General features: G+C 69.9%; 16 protein-coding genes and 1 pseudogene. 7 read left to right on the forward strand and 10 right to left on the reverse strand.

Translation table 11 applies throughout. The features are described 5' to 3' along the window. Nucleotides 1-294 precede the first annotated feature (294 nt). Complete coding sequence (locus TSH58p_RS27480; protein WP_109070325.1) at nt 295-1914, reverse strand: ABC-F family ATP-binding cassette domain-containing protein; 1620 nt, start codon at nt 1912-1914, stop codon at nt 295-297. A 140-nt stretch (nt 1915-2054) separates the two neighbouring features. Here TSH58p_RS27480 and TSH58p_RS27485 point away from each other — a divergent pair, with 140 nt between their 5' ends. Then, nucleotides 2055-2759 carry an AraC family transcriptional regulator gene (locus tag TSH58p_RS27485; RefSeq protein WP_247874056.1) on the forward strand — a complete coding sequence of 235 codons (705 nt, stop codon included), beginning with the start codon at nt 2055-2057 and terminating at the stop codon, nt 2757-2759. A 108-nt stretch (nt 2760-2867) separates the two neighbouring features. Continuing rightward, nucleotides 2868-3320: a DMT family transporter gene (locus TSH58p_RS27490; protein WP_109070323.1), complete on the forward strand. Its 453-nt coding sequence runs from the start codon at nt 2868-2870 to the stop codon at nt 3318-3320. Between the two features lie 180 nt (nt 3321-3500). Here TSH58p_RS27490 and TSH58p_RS27495 read toward each other — a convergent pair whose 3' ends face one another. Continuing rightward, nucleotides 3501-4283, reverse strand: a complete 783-nt coding sequence (locus TSH58p_RS27495; protein WP_109070322.1) for an NAD(P)H-dependent oxidoreductase — start codon at nt 4281-4283, stop codon at nt 3501-3503. Between the two features lie 96 nt (nt 4284-4379). On the opposite strand from TSH58p_RS27495, the gene TSH58p_RS27500 reads away from it, so the two are divergent. Further along, complete coding sequence (locus TSH58p_RS27500) at nt 4380-5354, forward strand: LysR family transcriptional regulator (protein WP_109070321.1); 975 nt, start codon at nt 4380-4382, stop codon at nt 5352-5354. A gap of 86 nt (nt 5355-5440) precedes the next feature. Next, complete coding sequence (locus tag TSH58p_RS27505) at nt 5441-6391, forward strand: zinc-dependent alcohol dehydrogenase family protein (protein ID WP_109070320.1); 951 nt, start codon at nt 5441-5443, stop codon at nt 6389-6391. A 25-nt stretch (nt 6392-6416) separates the two neighbouring features. Here the strand turns inward: TSH58p_RS27505 and TSH58p_RS27510 are convergent, their stop codons facing one another. The 7 genes from TSH58p_RS27510 to ftsE form a co-directional block, all read right to left on the reverse strand. After that, nucleotides 6417-7061 (reverse strand): DedA family protein, encoded by a 645-nt coding sequence (locus TSH58p_RS27510; protein WP_247874054.1) that lies wholly within the window; start codon nt 7059-7061, stop codon nt 6417-6419. Between the two features lie 61 nt (nt 7062-7122). Further along, nucleotides 7123-9396, reverse strand: coding sequence for an adenosylcobalamin-dependent ribonucleoside-diphosphate reductase (locus TSH58p_RS27515; protein ID WP_109070319.1), 2274 nt, complete (start codon nt 9394-9396; stop codon nt 7123-7125). A 145-nt stretch (nt 9397-9541) separates the two neighbouring features. Then, on the reverse strand, nt 9542-10519 hold the full coding sequence (locus TSH58p_RS27520) for a S9 family peptidase (protein WP_109070318.1): 978 nt from the start codon (nt 10517-10519) through the stop codon (nt 9542-9544). Beyond that, on the reverse strand, nt 10519-11301 hold the full coding sequence (locus TSH58p_RS27525; protein ID WP_109070317.1) for a 1-acyl-sn-glycerol-3-phosphate acyltransferase: 783 nt from the start codon (nt 11299-11301) through the stop codon (nt 10519-10521). Before TSH58p_RS27525 ends, TSH58p_RS27520 begins: the two co-directional genes overlap by 1 nt. 13 nt (nt 11302-11314) lie before the next feature. Continuing rightward, nucleotides 11315-11953 (reverse strand): YdcF family protein, encoded by a 639-nt coding sequence (locus TSH58p_RS27530; RefSeq protein WP_109070316.1) that lies wholly within the window; start codon nt 11951-11953, stop codon nt 11315-11317. Between the two features lie 35 nt (nt 11954-11988). Beyond that, entirely contained in the window at nt 11989-12891 is a 903-nt protein-coding gene (locus TSH58p_RS27535) for an ABC transporter permease (RefSeq protein ID WP_109070315.1), read from the reverse strand. 22 nt (nt 12892-12913) lie between these two features. Continuing rightward, complete coding sequence (gene ftsE, locus TSH58p_RS27540) at nt 12914-13594, reverse strand: cell division ATP-binding protein FtsE (protein WP_109070314.1); 681 nt, start codon at nt 13592-13594, stop codon at nt 12914-12916. A 219-nt stretch (nt 13595-13813) separates the two neighbouring features. Between ftsE and TSH58p_RS34750 the strand changes: the two are divergent. After that, nucleotides 13814-13870 (forward strand): annotated as a pseudogene (locus TSH58p_RS34750) (zinc-ribbon domain-containing protein); the annotation flags it as partial. Nucleotides 13871-13888: 18 nt separating this feature from the next. Next, nucleotides 13889-14503 (forward strand): hypothetical protein, encoded by a 615-nt coding sequence (locus TSH58p_RS27545; RefSeq protein ID WP_371732462.1) that lies wholly within the window; start codon nt 13889-13891, stop codon nt 14501-14503. 11 nt (nt 14504-14514) lie between these two features. Here TSH58p_RS27545 and TSH58p_RS27550 read toward each other — a convergent pair whose 3' ends face one another. Beyond that, nucleotides 14515-15135 carry a TetR/AcrR family transcriptional regulator gene (locus TSH58p_RS27550; protein ID WP_014198285.1) on the reverse strand — a complete coding sequence of 207 codons (621 nt, stop codon included), beginning with the start codon at nt 15133-15135 and terminating at the stop codon, nt 14515-14517. 306 nt (nt 15136-15441) lie between these two features. Here TSH58p_RS27550 and TSH58p_RS27555 point away from each other — a divergent pair, with 306 nt between their 5' ends. Then, on the forward strand, nt 15442-16548 hold the full coding sequence (locus TSH58p_RS27555) for an HlyD family secretion protein (protein ID WP_109070312.1): 1107 nt from the start codon (nt 15442-15444) through the stop codon (nt 16546-16548). Nucleotides 16549-16557 lie beyond the last annotated feature (9 nt).

The raw sequence follows: 16557 nt of genomic DNA on the forward strand, positions 1-16557 counted from the left end.
GTAATCATCTCAAGAGCTTTTCTCCGCCCTCTCGGGCATGAAAACCCCCTTCACCCACCCCTCTCCCCAGGGGCTACAGCGTTCACACATTTTCTTCCTTCCGCAACCAATTGAAAATATGGTTTTTCCGTCATCCCCGCGAAGGCGGGGATCCAGAGTTTGCCAGACGAACCCTATGGATAAGTCTGGATTCCCGCCTTCGCGGGAATGACGGAGGAACTTTTTTTTCTTCCAAAGAGTTGCCTAAGCCAAAGATGTATGAATGCCGTAGCCCCAGGGGGGAGAGGGCCATTATCAGTGGATGCCCGGCGCTTCCTGCCCGGTGCTCGCCACATACTCGGTGTAGCCGCCGCCATACTGGTGGATGCCTTCCGGAGTCAGCTCCAGCACCCGGTTCGACAGGGCGGCCAGGAAATGGCGGTCGTGCGAGACGAACAGCATGGTGCCCTCATAGGCGCCCAGCGCCGAGATCAGCATCTGCTTGGTGTCGAGGTCGAGGTGGTTGGTCGGCTCGTCCAGCACCAGGAAGTTGGGCGGGTTGAACAGCATGGTCGCCATGACCATCCGCGCCTTCTCGCCGCCGGACAGGACGCGGCACTTCTTCTCCACATCGTCGCCGGAGAAGCCGAAGCAGCCGGCCAGAGCGCGTAGCGACCCCTGGCTCGCCTGCGGGAAGGAGGCTTCCAGCGATTCGAAGATGGTCTTGTCGCCGTCGAGCAGGTCCATGGCGTGCTGCGAGAAATAGCCCATCCGCACGCTGCCGCCGACCGAGACGGTCCCGCTGTCCGGTTCGGTGGCGCCCGCCACCAGCTTCAGCAGCGTCGACTTGCCGGCGCCGTTGACGCCCATGACGCACCAGCGCTCCTTGCGGCGGATCGTCAGGTCCAGCCCCTCGTAGATGGTCCGGCTGCCGTAGCCCTTGTGCACGTTCTTCAGCACCGCGACGTCGTCGCCCGAGCGCGGGGCCGGCGGGAAGTCGAAGGTGACGATCTGGCGGCGCTTGGGCGGCTCGAACCGCTCGATCTTGTCGAGCTTCTTCACCCGGCTCTGGACCTGGCTGGCGTGCGAGGCGCGGGCCTTGAAGCGCTCGATGAACTTCAACTCCTTGGCCAGCATGGCCTGCTGCCGTTCGAACTGCGCCTCCTGCTGCTTCTCGCGCAGCGCCCGCTGGCGCTCGTAGAAGCCGTAGTCGCCGGAGTAGCTGGTCAGCGACCCGCTGTCGATCTCGATGATCTTGTTGACGATGCGGTTCATGAACTCGCGGTCGTGCGAGGTCATCAGCAGGGCGCCCTCGAAGCCCTTCAGGAAGCCCTCCAGCCAGATCAGGCTTTCGATGTCCAGATGGTTGCTCGGTTCGTCGAGCAGCATGACCTCGGGCCGCATCAGCAGGATGCGGGCCAGCGCCACGCGCATCTTCCAGCCGCCGGACAGCATGCCGACGTCCATGTCCATCATCTCCTGGCTGAAGCTGAGGCCGGCGAGCACCTCGCGCGCCTTGCCCTCCAGCTCGTAGCCGCCCAGCTCGTCGAAGCGGGCCTGGACCTCGCCGTAGCGCTCGATGATGGCGTCCATCTCGTCGGCGCGGTCGGGGTCGGCCATGGCGGCTTCCAGCTCGGCCAGCTCCGCGGCGACGGTGCTGACCGGGCCGGCGCCGTCCATCACCTCGGCGACGGCGGAGCGGCCGGACATCTCGCCGACATCCTGGTTGAAGTAGCCGATGGTCGCCTGCTTCTCGATCGCCACCTGACCGGTGTCCGGCAAATCCTCGCCGGTGATCATGCGGAACAGCGTCGTCTTGCCAGCCCCGTTGGGGCCGACCAGCCCGATCTTTTCGCCCCGGTTCAACGCCGCCGATGCTTCGAGGAAGAGGATTCGGTGACCATTCTGCTTGCTGATGTTGTCGAAGCGGATCATGTGCGGCTGCGTTCCTGCGGCGTTGTTCCCATGGCGTGGCGGGGGCTCTTATGCCACAGGATGCGCGCCGCGATGGAGTCCTGATCGGTGCCGTGCAAAAATCGCATTTCGGAACCCGTCCGATGGGAAGGACCGCCGTCATGACGCCGCCGCCCTCTCCGGCGAGGCCGATCTGGGACTACTGGCGCCCCAACGAAAGCGGCATCGTCGAACTGGGGACGGTGCGCGGCCTTGAGGTGGCCTTGCCGGTGCATTTCCATCGCGAGGATCAGGTGACCTTCGTCCTCGCGGGGCGGCGGCGCTTCGTCGTCGAGGGCGAGCTGTGCGAGGCCGGTCCCGGCGAGGGGATGCGCATCCCCGCGGGAACGCCCCACCGTTCCCTGCGCGGGCCGGACGAGGTCGTCTGCGTCAACCTCTACACGCCGCCGGGATTGTACGCCGCGCCGGAGGTGATCGCCGGGCTGGCCCGGCACTGGCGGCGGACGGGCGGGCTGGGCTGGGCCGACCTGACGCGGATCGCCGAGGACCATCGCCTTTCCAATATGACCGGGGCGGCTCCCGTGGCGGAGCCGACGGGTGGCGAGCCGTGGGACAGCGTCGGCGAGGCGGCCCGCCGCGCCGGGATGAGCCGCGAGGGCTTCTCCCGCCGCTTCCGCAAGGAGCACGGCGTTCCACCGCACGCCTTCCGGCTACAGGAGCGGCTGAACGACGCGCGGCTCCTGCTCCGCGCGGGCGAGCCGATCGCGGCGGTCGCGGCGGACACCGGCTTCACCGACCAGAGCCATCTCGGCCGCTGCTTCCGCCGCGCCTTCGGCGTGACTCCGGGCCGCTACCGGGCCGGGTAGGTCACATCCGTACCAGACCGCCGCCGCTCCGCCTGCTACCCATCCGCCAGAGAGCGCCGCGCGGACAGGGTCCGGCGGCACGTCCACTGGCAGTCTTGGGAGCATGGCATGTCCGCCACAATGTCCGTCGTTTCGTACCTCCTGGTGATCGGTGCCGGGGTCAGCGTCGCGTTGCAACAGGTCCTCAACGCCAACCTGCGGGCCGACCTCGGCTCTCCCTGGTGGGCGGGCTTCGTCAGCTACGTCGTCGGGATGCTGGCGATGCTGGCGGTCGCGCTCGTCGCGCCGGGACCCCGCCTTGCCGAAGCGGTGAGCGGGGCCGGATCGTGGGTCACCTGGACCGGCGGGCTGTTCGGCGCCCTGTTCATCGGGACCGCCATCCTGATGGTGCCCCGCCTGGGGGCGGCGACCGTGCTCGCGCTGATCGTGGTCGGCCAGATGCTCGGCTCGCTCGCCTTCGACCATGTCGGTCTGCTCGGCTTGCCGCAGCAGCCGGTGAGCCCGACCCGGCTGGCCGGCGCCGCCTCCCTGATCCTCGGCGTCGTCCTGATCCGGCTGTAAGCGGCCGTTTTGAAACGCTCATGTCCCAGCTCGCCCCCATTCGGCCGTCATCCCCGCGAAGGCGGGGATCCAGCGGACTTCACCGAAAATGGCTGATGAGCCCTGGATTCCCGCTTTCGCGGGAATGACGAAACTGGGGATGGTCACGGAATGGAGGCGTTTCCAAGCGGCTCCAAGCGCTCAAGGACTCCGGTGCAGGGCGAAGCCGGACGCGCCGGGGGCTTCCAGCTCCGGGCGGAGTTCGAGGCTGGGGATCGCATAGTCGCCGCCGTTCTGCCGGCGGAAGGGGATCGGCGTCGTCGTCTCCAGCGTCCGCATCCGCTCCCGCAGTTGCTCCGCCGCCCGCGCGAAGCCGGCCTCGTCGAAGCGGTCCACCCGGTAGGCGACGAAGGGCGGCAGCACGTCGTAGCCGGGATAATGCAGGATGCCGTGGTTGATCGGGAACAGCAGGTCGTCGATCGGGCCGTTGATGCCGCGCGGCGCGTAATGCTCGGCCCAGCCGCCCGTCGTCACCACCAGCATGGCGCGCTTGCCGGCGAAGCGGCCCTCGCCGTAGCGGTCGCCCCAGCGGCGGTCGCTGTGCTCGCCGACGCCGTAGGCGAGGCCGTAGGCGTAGACGCGGTCGACCCAGCCCTTGAGGATCGCCGGCATGGTGAACCACCAGAGCGGGAATTGCAGGATCAAGGCGTCGGCCCACAGCAGCTTTTCCTGTTCGGCCTTCACGTCGTCGGTCAGCGCGTCGGCGGCGAAGGCGGCGCCGGAGGCGGCGGCCACCTTCAGGCGCTCGTCCTCGCCGAGGGTGGGGAAGTCGGCGCGGTCCACCGCCGCCTTCCAGTTCATGGCGTAGAGGTCGGAGACCCGAACCCTGTGCCCCTGCGCCTCCAGTTCCGCGACGGCGGCATCGCGCAGGGCGGCGTTGAGGGAGCGGGGATCGGGATGGGCGAAGACGATCAGCACGTTCATCACAGGCACCTGTTCGCTTGAAACGCTTGCGCCTCAAGCTAAGCGGGTGGAGATTGATCCGGTAGACAGGATGAATGGATAGAACTCTGCCGTAAAATGGATCAATCGAGCGCCTCAGCCGCCAACGTTGCGCCTGCCAACCTCACCCTCGCCAACGTCACATTGGACCGCATGCGGACCTTCGTCCGCGTCGCCGAGCGGGGAAGCCTCTCGGCGGTGGCGCGCGAGATGGCCATCGGGCAATCCAGCGTCACCCGGCACGTCCGCGAGCTGGAGGAGGCGCTCGGCGTCGCGCTGTTCAGCCGCACCACGCGGCGCGTCGCGCTGACCGCGGAGGGCGAGCGCTACTACGCCAACGCCGTGCAGATCCTGCGCCTCGTCGAGCAGGCGGGCGACGAGGCGCGCGACACCGGCCGCGCCTCGGCCGGACGGGTGCGCGTGTCCTGCACGGCGGCGCTCGGCGTCCGGCACATCAGCCGGCTGATCTTCGCCTTCCAGGACCGCCATCCGCACATCGCCGTCGATCTCGGCCTGACCGACGAGCGCATCGACCTCGTGCGCGACGGCGTGGACCTCGCCATCCGCCTCGGTCCGCTCGCCGACAGCACGCTGAAGCGGCGGGCGCTCGGGCTGAGCCGGCGCGTGCTGGTCGGTTCGCCGGCCTGTCTGGCGCGGCACGGCCGGCCGGCGACTCCGGGCGACCTCGCGGGGATCGAGAGCGTCCGCATGTCGAACGTGGCCGGAAGCGACCGGCTGACGCTCGAGGGGCCGGACGGCGCCCTCCACACCGTTTCCCTGGGGGGACGCCTGCGGGTCGATCACGGGCTCGCCGCCCGCGAAGCCTATCTCGCCGGCCGTGGCATCGGGCCGACCCATGTCTGGCTGGTGGACGATCTGCTCGCCGACGGCCGCCTGGAGGTTCTCCTGCCGGACCACGCCCCGCCCTCGGTGCCGCTCAACATGCTGATCGTGCCGGAGCGGGCGGGCATCGCCCGGGTCAGGCTGCTGGTGGAATTCCTGGCCGAGGCCATCCTGGGCGTTCCGGGCATCGAACGGTCGCCCGGGGGCTGACCGGCGCGCGGCGGCACGGCCGGGCGTCCACTTGATGCCGGTCGGCCGCGATCCACATGGCTCATCGCGAAACGAAGGAGGACCCCATGCGCGCGATGGTCATCACACGGTTCGGCGGCCCGGATGTGTTCGAGCGCCGGGACACCGAGCGTCCGGAGGCCGGCCCCGGCGAGGTTCTGGTGCGGGTCGTCGCTTCCGGGACCAACCCGGTCGACGCCAAGATCCGGCAGGCCGGCGCCTGGGCGAACATCCCGTTTCCGGCCGTGCTGGGCTATGACGTCTCCGGCATCATCGAGGTGCTGGGACCCGGCGTCACCGGCTTCGCGGTCGGCGACGCGGTGTTCTACACGCCGGAGATCTTCGGCAATCCCAACGGCAGCTACGCCGAATACACCGTCGCCTCCGCCGCCATCGTCGCGCACAAGCCGGCCAATCTCAGCCACATCGAGGCAGCCGGCATCCCGCTGGCGGGCGGCACGGCCTGGGAGGCGATCGTGCGACGTCTGGCGGTCCGGCCGGGCGAAACGGTGCTGATCCATGGCGGCGCCGGCGGCGTCGGCTCCTTCGCCATCCAGTTCGCCAAGGCGGCGGGCGCCCGGGTGATCGCGACCGCCAGCACGGCGAACCACGCGGCCTTGCGGGACCTCGGCGCGGACGTGGCGGTCGACTACCGCGACACCGCCGCGGCGGAGCGGATCATCGGCGAGACCGCCGGGCGCGGGGTCGACGCCGCCTTCGACACGGCGGGCGGCAACGTGCCCCTGAGCACCCAGGTCACCCGGCCCTTCGGCCGGATCGCCACGATTCTCGACCCGACCGGCGACCTGAGCGCCCTCTACACCAAGAACCAGACGCTGTTCGGCACCTTCCTGACGCGCGAAGGCGCGCGGCTGCGCGAGATGGCGCCGCTGTTCGAGCGCGGTCAGGCCAAGGTCGTCGTGGATTCCGTCCTTCCGCTCGAAGAGGTCGCCAAGGCCCATGAGCGGCTCGATTCGGGCCACGGCCGGGGCAAGGTGATCCTCCGCGTCGGGGATTGATCCGGCCTCGACCTCGGGGCGCCCGTCAGCAGCGCGACGGTTCGCCGGCTATCGGCGGCGCCGGCAGGCAAGGGCCGTCCTCCACGGTCCGGGACACCGCCGGCTTCGCCATGGCCCCGGTCAGCAGCTCGTCGAGGCCGACCCCCTTGGCCATGGCGATGCCGGGCGCCATCATCAGCGGCGCCCAGATGACCGCGGACGTCAGGTTGGCGACCTGGAAGCGGTGATGGGGCATCGCCATCATCCCGGCGGTGAGCGGAACGACCGGACGCAGCGGCCCCAGGAAGCGCGCGAAGAAGACGCTCTTGCCGCCATGGCGGAGGAAGAAGCGGCTGCTCCGTTCCAGGAACTCCGGCCGCCGACGGAACGGCCAGACATGCGGCACATGATGGCCGAACAGCCGGCCGAGCCAATAGGACACGGCGTCCCCCAGCACGGCGCCCAGCGCGATGGCCGCGTAGACCTGCCAGAAGCCGAGGACGCCGGAGGCGACCAGCGCGCCTCCCGCGGTGAGCAGCACGACGCCTGGCACGACCAGCCCGACGAAGGCCAGCGACTCCGCGAAGGCGCACAGGAACAGGATCGCCTCCGCCCAGGACGCGTTCGCCTCGATGAAGGCGCCCCAACGCGCCACGCTGTCGCTCAGCATGGTCCGTGTCGCGTCGTTCATGGAAGCTCCTTTCGAAATCCTGGGTCATGCGTGGACCGGCCGTGGCGTCGCCGGTCAGCCTTCAGGGGCCGCATTTGGAATAGCCGCAGTTCAGGCAGCTGTCGCAGCCTTCCTGCCGGATCAGGCCGGGCTGGCCGCATTTCGGGCATTGCTGGAGGCTGGTCGCTTCCGTCGCGGCGGGTGGGGGTGCGGTGAGCGTCCCGCTGTCCGGCAGCATGTCGATGGCTTTCAGGTGCCGTTCGATCACGTCGCCGATGGCGGCCAGCAGGGACGGCACGTAGCGGCCCTGCATCCAGGCGCCGCCGCGCGGGTCGAAGACCGCCTTCAACTCCTCCACCACGAAGCCGACCTCGCCGCCGCGGCGGAACACCGCGGAGATCATCCGCGTCAGCGCCACCGTCCAGGCGTAATGCTCCATGTTCTTGGAGTTGATGAAGACCTCGAAGGGCCGGCGCCGCCCGTTCTCCACGATGTCGTTGATGGTGATGTACATGGCGTGGTCGCTGTCCGGCCAGCGCACCTTGTAGGTCTCGCCCGGCAAGGTCTCCGGACGGTCCGGTGGCCTGGAGGACGCCATGGCCGCCGGGGACGTGGCGGGAAGGGGAGCCGGAGCCTGGACTGGAGCCGGGACCGCGCCCTCCTTCTTCACCGTCAGGACGGAGCCGGTGACCGCGTTCGGGCGGTAGGTGGTGCAGCCCTTGCAGCCCAGCTCGTAGGCCTGCCAATAGACGTCCTTGAAGGCGTCGAAGGGCAGGTCCTCCGGACAGTTGATGGTCTTGGAGATGGAGCTGTCCACATGGCGCTGGGCGGCCGCCTGCATCACCACATGCTCCGCCGGGGTCAGGGACTGCGCGTCCACGAAGTAATCGGGCAGAGGCTGTTCGGTCCCGAAGCGCGCGCGGAACAGGCGGTGGGCGTGGTCGCTGACCTCCTCCGTCCGGCGGGTGCCGTCGGGCATCAGGACGGTGCGCTCGTAGCTGTAGGAGAAGACCGGCTCGATCCCCGACGACACGTTGTCGGCGAACAGCGAGATCGTGCCGGTCGGTGCGATGGAGGTCAGAAGGGCGTTCCGGATGCCATGCTCCGCGATCAGGGCGCGCACGTCCTCGTCCAGCCCGCGCACCATCGGGGCGTTCAGGTAGGCGTCGCGGTCGAAGAGCGGGAAGGGGCCCTTCTCCGCGGCCAGCCGGGCGGAGGCGCGGTACGCCTCGTTGCGGATCGTTCCCAGCCAGGATTCGGTCAGGGCCACCGCCGCTTCGCCGCCATAACGGGCGCGGCAGAGGATCAGCGCGTCGGCCAGCCCGGTGACGCCCAGCCCGATGCGGCGCTTGGCGTGGGCCTCCCGCGCCTGCGGCTCCAGCGGGAAGCGCGAGGCGTCCACCACATTGTCCATCATCCGCACGGCGAGCGCCGTCAGCTCCTTCAGCCGGCCGGTGTCGAGCCGGGCGGATTCCTCGAACGGGTCGATCACCAGGGCCGCGAGGTTGATCGAGCCGAGCAGGCAGGCGCCGTAGGGGGGCAGCGGCTGCTCGCCGCAGGGGTTGGTGGCGGAGATGGATTCGCAATAGCTCAGGTTGTTCTGACCGTTCACCCGGTCGATGAAGATGACGCCCGGCTCCGCATAGGCGTAGGTGGCCTGCATGATGCGGTCCCACAGGCCGCGGGCCCGCACCTCGCGATGGACCTGACCGTCGAAGACCAGCGGCCAGGGCCGGTCCTCCCGCACGGCGTTCATGAAGGCGTCGGTGACCAGGACCGACAGGTTGAACATGCGCAGCCGGCCGGGCTCGCGCTTGGCGTCGATGAAATCCTCGATGTCAGGATGGTCGCAGCGCAGGGTCGCCATCATCGCGCCGCGCCGGGCGCCCGCCGACATGATGGTGCGGCACATGCTGTCCCACACGTCCATGAAGGACAGCGGGCCGGAGGCGTCGGCGCCCACACCCTTCACAAGCGCGCCCTTGGGCCGCAGGGTGGAGAAGTCGTAGCCGATGCCGCCGCCCTGCTGCATGGTCAGCGCCGCTTCGCGCAGGTGGGCGAAGATGGCGCCGAGATCGTCCTCGATCCGCCCCATGACGAAGCAGTTGAACAGCGTCACCGTCCGTCCGGTGCCGGCCCCGGCCAGGATGCGCCCGGCGGGCAGGAACTCGAAGCGGGACAGCGCCCGTTCGAAGCGCGGCGCCCAGACCTGCGGGTCGGCCTCGGGCGCGGCGAGCGCCGTGGCGACGCGGCGCCAGGTGTCGGCGACGGTCTGGTCGATGGGGTCGCCCGCGGCGGACTTGAAGCGGTACTTCATGTCCCAGATCCGCTGGGATATGGCGGCGATCCCCGTCATGCGTCCTCCCCTTTCGCGGGCGGCCGATTCACGACGCCGGTCCGCCGACAACAGCGTCCGAAGAGTAGGGGCCGTCCGTCCGGGGGTCAACCGTGGGGGCGGTCCAGCCGTTCTTCTTGCGTTCCGGCCTCTTGCGTTCCACCGGTCAGTTGCTGATGCGGTCCCGCTGATCCGGCATGGCCTTGAGCGTCGCCAGGATCCGGCCGGTGTCGGCGCCGGAGCCGCACAGGCCGAGCGCGGTTTCGCCGAAGTCCACCAGATTGTGGTGGCGCGGGGCGGGCGCCCGCTCCAGCGGCACCAGCCACGCCGCGTGCCCGAGCAACGTCAAGGCGTCGAAATAGCCGCGCTGGGTGTGGAACGGGATGTTGGTCTCGCGCGGGTCGCCGATGACGAAAACGCGGCGCTTGGGATCGCGCGGGATGCGGTCCAGCGAGCCGGCGGGGTCAAACCAGCCCTGCGGGCGGGCCAGCACCGTTTGGAGGCCGCGCGCCTCCAGATAGGCCCTGTAGGCCGGCGCGCCGGAGGAGATGACCGCGCAACGCAGGTCGTTGCGGCGGGCGAGGAACTCCGCGGTCAGCGTGCCGCCGGCGCTGTGCCCGCCCAGCGCCCATGCCGCCACGCCGTAGCGGGCCTTCAGGACGTCGAGCAGGGCGTTCATCAGGGCCGCCTCGCGCGGCGTGTGGCGCGTCGTCCAGAAGCGGCCGGAACTGCCATAGGCGCCCGGCCGGGCCAGGAACAGGAAAGGGATGCCGAACCGCTCCGCCAGGGCGCGTTCCTGGTCGATCATGGCGGCGACGCCCAGCCCCTCCTGGTGGCCGACGGAGGTCGGCTTGGTTCCCATGATGTCGCCGTGCATCCAGGCCGCGGCGATGGGGTTGGGGCCGGGGTGCAGGCCCGCCGCGTAGTAGCGCAGGCACTCCCCGCGCCCGTCCACCTCGACCCAGGCGGCGGTGTGCTGGGCCTCCAGCGCGGCGCAGGCCTTGCGGGTGATGGTGACGCCCCCGGTCACCGCGGCGTTGGAAAAATGCTCCCCGCTCGGCTGTGACTGGGCTCGCGCGCCCGTCGCCATCGAAATCGCCAGGGCGAGCCCGGCGAGGATGGCGAAGGCCGCGCCGCGGCGCATCAGGACGCGGTTTCGCTCACCGCGGCGGTGGCCGGTTCCGCCGCCTTCGGCCGCACGGTCGCCGGGCCGCCCGCGGCGACGACCAGCCGGTCGGTGGCGGCCTCCAGCCGCTCCTCCAGCTCCTGCATGGCCTTGGCGCGGCCCAGGCCCGGCGGGATGGGGGGCAGGAATTCCACGATGATGGTGCCCGGCCGCTTGATGAAGCTGTTGCGCGCCCAGTAGAGGCCGGCGTTCAGCGCCATCGGCACGATGGGGATGTCGAGATGGTCGTAGAGCACGCCGACGCCGATCCGGTAGGGGCGGTAGGCGCCGACCGCGACCCGCGTGCCCTGCGGGAAGATCACGATGGGACGTCCCTCGTCCCGCACCGGGCGGGCGTTCCGGACCATCGAGGCGACGGCGCGGCCCTTGGCGCCGCGGTCGACGGCGATCATCCGGGATCTGGCGGCGTACCAGCCCCAGATGGGAATCCACAGAAGCTCGCGCTTCAGGATGATCGCCGGGTCGTTGACGAGGAAGTGCAGCTTCATCGTCTCCCAGGCCGACTGGTGCTTGGCGGCCAGGAGGAAGGACCCGCTTTTGGGGACGTGCTCGCGCCCGCGCACCTCGTATCGGATGCCGGCGAGCGTGCGCTCCAGCCACGAGACGGTACCGAAATACCACGTGATCACGCGGATCATGCTGCGTCGCGGCAGCAGCAGCGACCACAGGATGCCGACGCAGATGACCGCCGTCCACACGTAGAAGGCGACGTTGAAGGCGAGGGAGCGCAGGAAGATCATGGCCGGGAACTTGTCAGGATTCGATCAGCTTCTCAAGCGTGTAGCGAAGCCGGGTCACAAGGTATTTGTTGTACTCGGTCATCAGCAGATTAGCGGTGCCCGGCCACATCCACCAGTCGATGAGATGCACATTGGGAGAGGCGACGGGGTGGGGCACCACCTCGACCTCCGGGATCACCATGCGGAACTCCAGGAGGCTGCGCATCATGTGGTAATTGGCGGTGACCAGCCGCATCGAGCTATAGCCCTGAGCGCGCAGCCAGTCCGCCGTCTCGTAGGCGTTGCCGACCGTGCTGTCCGCCGAATAGCCAAGCGTGATGCAGCATTCCATCTCGCCGGGGAACTGGCGGGAGCGCTTCAGAAGCTCCTGCACCTCCAGCCCCTCGTAGACGCCGGAGACGAACAGCCGGTGCGCCCGCCCGTCGGCCAGCAGTTCCAGGCCGGTGCTCAACCGGCCGCTGCCGCCGGTCAGCACGACGATGGCGTCGGTGTTGCGGGTGGCCTCGGCGCTGCCCGGCGGCGGCGGGGTGCGGGGGATCGAGGCGGCGAACCAGAACAGCCCGCCGAGCCACGCCAGCCCGCCCAGCATCGCCAGCAGCAGCAGCCGTCGGAAGGCCCGCAGGAGACGGGCGCGCCGCGAGTGGACCGCCATCCCTCAGCCTCCGGACGGACGGGTCGGGCGGGCGGTCACGGCATCGACTCCAGCGTGCGCAGCACCGTCCAGCGCGCGGTCAGCGCGGCCAGCAGGCAGGCGGCCAGCGGAACGGCGGCCAGCGCGGCGACGGCCCACCAGGGCGAGGTGGCGAGGTCCGGCAGCAGGCTGGCGTGGAGCCCGGCGGCGGCGTGGCCGATGCCGGCCAGCGTGCCGGCGGCCAGCAGCAGCCCGGTCATCCCGCCGCGCAGGGTCAGGCCGATGACGTGCGATTCGAACTGCCGCGCCACATAGCGGTCGGTGGCTCCCATCAGGTGCAGCAACTCCACCACATGGCGGTGGATGGCGAGGCCGGAGCGCACGGCGAAGATCACCGCCATCACGCCCGCCCCGCCGATCAGCGCCACGATGCCCAGCGCCGCCAGATGCATCGCCCCGGCGAAGCGGCGCAGGTCGGCCAGCCACACCGCGTGGTCGTCCAGCGTGGCGCCGGGGGCGGCGGAGGTCAGGCGCGAGGACAGCGCCGCCGTGTCCACCGGCCCGTTGGTCATCACGTCGATCAGCCGCGGCATCGGCAGCAGCGGATCGGCGGCCTCCTTGCCCAGCCAGGGCTCCAGAAGCCGGCCGACGTCGCCGCTGGACAGGACGCTGGCGGTCGCGATGCCGGGGGTGGCGCGCAGGACAGTCAGCGCGGCCTCCGTCCGCTCCTCCAGCGGGGCGGCGTGGGCGCTGTCGGGCAAGGGCATGATCTGCACCGTCAGCCCACCGGCCAGACCGCTGTCCCAGCGCCGGGTCATGTCGGAGACGAGCAGGGCCCCGGCCAGCGCCAGCGCCGCCAGATAGACCATCAGCGCGGTGAGCCACATGAGGAACCGCGAGGTCGGGTCCTTGGCCAGCGGCAGGTCGGAGTTTCGGCGGGTCAGCGGCGGCAGGGCCATGGCGTGTCTCCTTCCCTCCGCATCACGCCCAGCGCGAGGCGTGCGCCGGCAGGACGTGCAGGCGCCCGTTCTCCAGCATCAGGCGCGGATGCTCGAAGCGGCGGATCAGCGCCTCGTTGTGGGAGGCGATGACCACGGTGGTGCCCAGCTTGTGAAGCTCCTCGAACAGGTAGAGAAGGCGCATGCCGATGCCGTCGTCCACGTTGCCGGTCGGCTCGTCCGCCAGCAGAAGGCGCGGGCGGTTGATGACCGCGCGGGCGATGGCGACGCGCTGCTGCTGCCCGCCCGACAGGGTGGAGGGCAGGGAGTTCAGATGGTTGCCCAGCCCCACCCAGCGCAGGATCTCCGTGCAGTGCTCCACCACGTCCGATTCGCGGGCGCCGCCCATGCGCAGCGGCAGGGCCACGTTGTCGAGCGCCGAGAGATGGTCGAGCAGGGCGAAGTCCTGGAACACCACGCCGATCTGGCGGCGCAGCGCCGGCAGGTCGGCGCGCTTGACCCGCGCCATGTCCTTGCCGAACAGGGTGACCAGCCCGCGCGACGGGCGGAGCGCCAGATACATCAGCTTGAGCAGCGACGACTTGCCGGCCCCGCTCGCCCCCGTCATGAAGTGGAACGAGCCGGGCGGCAGGGTGAAGCTGATGTCGCGCAGCACCTCCGGTCCGGTGCCATAGCGCAGTCCCACATTCTCGAAACGGATCACGGTCCCACCAAAGGCGCAACGGAAGGCCCCGGCGGCGGCCCGCCGGGTGCGCGGATGGACAATGCACCGGCAGGGGCGGGCGCGTCCACCGCTGTCCGCCTCATCGTACCCATTGGCTTGAACGGGGCGGCCGCGCGCCGCGCCCGTGCGTTCCTTGCTTCACACCTCATGACTACCTATAAGGACAGTCTGCAATTTCGGTGACCACGATCGGCATCTATGATCATCACCTGCCCGGCCTGCGCCACACGGTACACTCTTGCCGATTCGGCGGTCGGTCCGCAGGGCCGGAAGGTGCGTTGCGCCCAATGCGGCCACATGTGGTGGCAGGCGCCGGAGGACGACCCCGTCCTCCATCCCGACGAGGTGACCGAATTCCACCCGGTCCCGCCGCCATCCTCCAAGACGCCATCCTCCAAGACGCCATCCTCCAGGAAGACGGCGCCCGCGACGTCCGCGGCGGACCCCGGCGCGCGGCGCCGGGCGCTGGTCGGCTGGGGGGCCTTCCTGGCGGTGCTGGCGGCCATCATCGCCGCCGGCTACGTCGGCCGTGCGACCGTGGTGCGGCTGTGGCCTCCGGCCGCCCTGTTCTACGAGACGGTCGGCCTGCCGGTGGAGCCGCCGGGCAGCGGCCTCCAGCTTCAGAACGTCCGCTCGGAACAGAAGACCGAGGAGGGCAAGAGCGCTCTGCTGGTGGAAGGGCAGATTCTCAACGTCTCCGAGACGGCGCGCACGGTGCCGGCGCTGCGGGTCACCGCGCTGGGCGCCGACCGCCAGCCGCTGCGGAACTGGACCGTGGAACCGGTGCCGACGCAGATCCTTCCCGGCGAGATCGCCACCTTCCGCGATGTCCAGCCGGACGCCGCCGGGGTGCTGGAGGTCATGATCACCTTCGACGGCCGCCGCTGACCGCCGGCCCGTTATGGCGCGTAGCCCCGGATGATCAGGGAGACGGCGCCGTCGACGATCCGCGTCAGCTGCTCCTCCGTCGGGCGTTCGGACAGGCAGAGCATGAAGCGCAGATGCGTGTGCGACTTGACGAGGCCGACGAACTGCTCCGCCGCGAGCTGCGGGTCGGGGATGCGCAGCAGGCCGCGGCGGTCGAGGTCCGTCATGAAGGCGCTGATGTGCTCCATGGTGCGGGCCGGGCCGGCCTCGTAGAAGGCGCTCGCCAGCTCGGGGAAGCGGTGCGCCTCGCCGACCACCACGCGGTAGCCGGCCAGCGCCTGCGGCGACAGGATCAGCGTGACGAAATGGCGGGCGATCAGGCGCAGCCCGTCGGCCATGTCGAGCGCGCGCGCCTCTTCGCAGACGGCGGCCATCGCCTGCCCCTTGCACTCGCGGGCGACCATGACGCGGAACAGCTCGTCCTTGCTGCCGAAATGGGCGTAGAGGGTCGCCTTGGACACGTTGGCCGTCTTGGCGATGGCGTCCATGCTGACGGCGCCGTAGCCATGGTCCAGGAACAGCTTTCCGGCGGCCTCCAGGATCTGCGCGGGCTTCGATCCTGCCTCCGGGGTGGGGGCGACCAGCGTGCTCATGCGTTCCTCGTGTCCTAAAACCGGATGTCCTGAAACCGGGCGTCCTGCAACCGACCCTGCGTCCTGTTGTACCACGGTGCCGGCGGTGCTTGCGGGGCTTCGTGCGCCGAGTCCCCGCTGCCGTAGCGCGTTCCGCATTCAACCACAATCCCAAACGTTAAAACTAGACCGTTCAGTTCACTCTTGACAACAGGTAGGCCCGCGATCATTTTTCCGCAAGACTAAACTGAACGGTTCAGTTCCGGTGAGGCGGCGGGAAAGCCGGCCCAGGGCAGGAAAGAACCGAAACGGGTGGGTTGGAAGACGATGGTCAAGGCCGTGCGGAAGATCGTTCTGTCGGGTGTGGCGGTGGCGGCGCTGGCCGGTGGCGGCTACGCCGGCTGGGACTGGTGGACCGAGGGTCGCTTCTTCGAGTCGACCGACAACGCCTATGTCCACAGCGACATCACGGTGGTGAGCCCCAAGGTCTCCGCTTACGTGCGGGACGTCCGGGTGGCGGAGAACCAGCAGGTGGCCGCGGGCGACGTCCTGGCGGTGCTGGACGACCAGGACTTCCGCGCCAAGGTCGCGGAGGCGGAGGCCAACGTCGCCGCGCAGAAGGCGGCGCTCGGCACCATCGACAGCAAGCTGCAGCTCCAGAAGGCGATCATCGATCAGGCGGCCGCCACGGTCGCCAGCGCCGAGGCCGAGCAGCGCCGCGCCCAGCAGGATTTCGACCGCACCCGCGCGCTCGCCAGCGACAGCTGGGCCAGCCGCCAGAAGTTCGAGACGGCCGACGCCGACCTGCGCAAGGCGACGGCGGAGACCGCCCGCGCCCGCGCCGCGCTGGTGGCGGAACAGGATCAGGTCGGCGTGCTGAACGCCAGCCGCAGCGAGACCGACGCCCGCCTGCGCCAGGTGGAGGCCGCCCTGCAGACCGCGCGCAACGACCTGAACAACACGGTCATCCGCGCCCCGGTGGACGGGGTGGTCGGCAACCGCGGCGTCCAGGTCGGCCAGTACGCGCGTCCGGGCGTGCAGCTTCTCTCGCTGGTGCCGCTGCCCGACGTCTATGTGGTCGCCAACTTCAAGGAGACGCAGCTCGCCCGCATGCGTCCCGGCCAGCCGGTGACGGTGGAGGTGGACGCCTATCCGGACAAGCACCTGTTGGGCCGGGTGGAGAGCTTCGCCCCGGCGTCGGGCTCGCAGTTCAGCCTGCTGCCGCCGGAGAACGCGACCGGCAACTTCACCAAGATCGTCCAGCGCGTGCCCGTGCGCATCGCCCTGCCGCGCGACAGCGCGCTGTCCGGCCTGCTGCGCCCCGGCCTGTCGGTGGTCGCCGAGGTGGACACCCGCGGCGCCGAAGACCAGCCGCATGACGCGGGCACCGTCATGGGCGCTCTGGTCCCCGGCCGCACGGTTGCGTCGAAGTAACCGCACCGA

The sequence above is a fragment of the Azospirillum sp. TSH58 genome (assembly GCF_003119115.1).
In the GTDB taxonomy this organism is placed as follows: Bacteria; Pseudomonadota; Alphaproteobacteria; order Azospirillales; family Azospirillaceae; genus Azospirillum.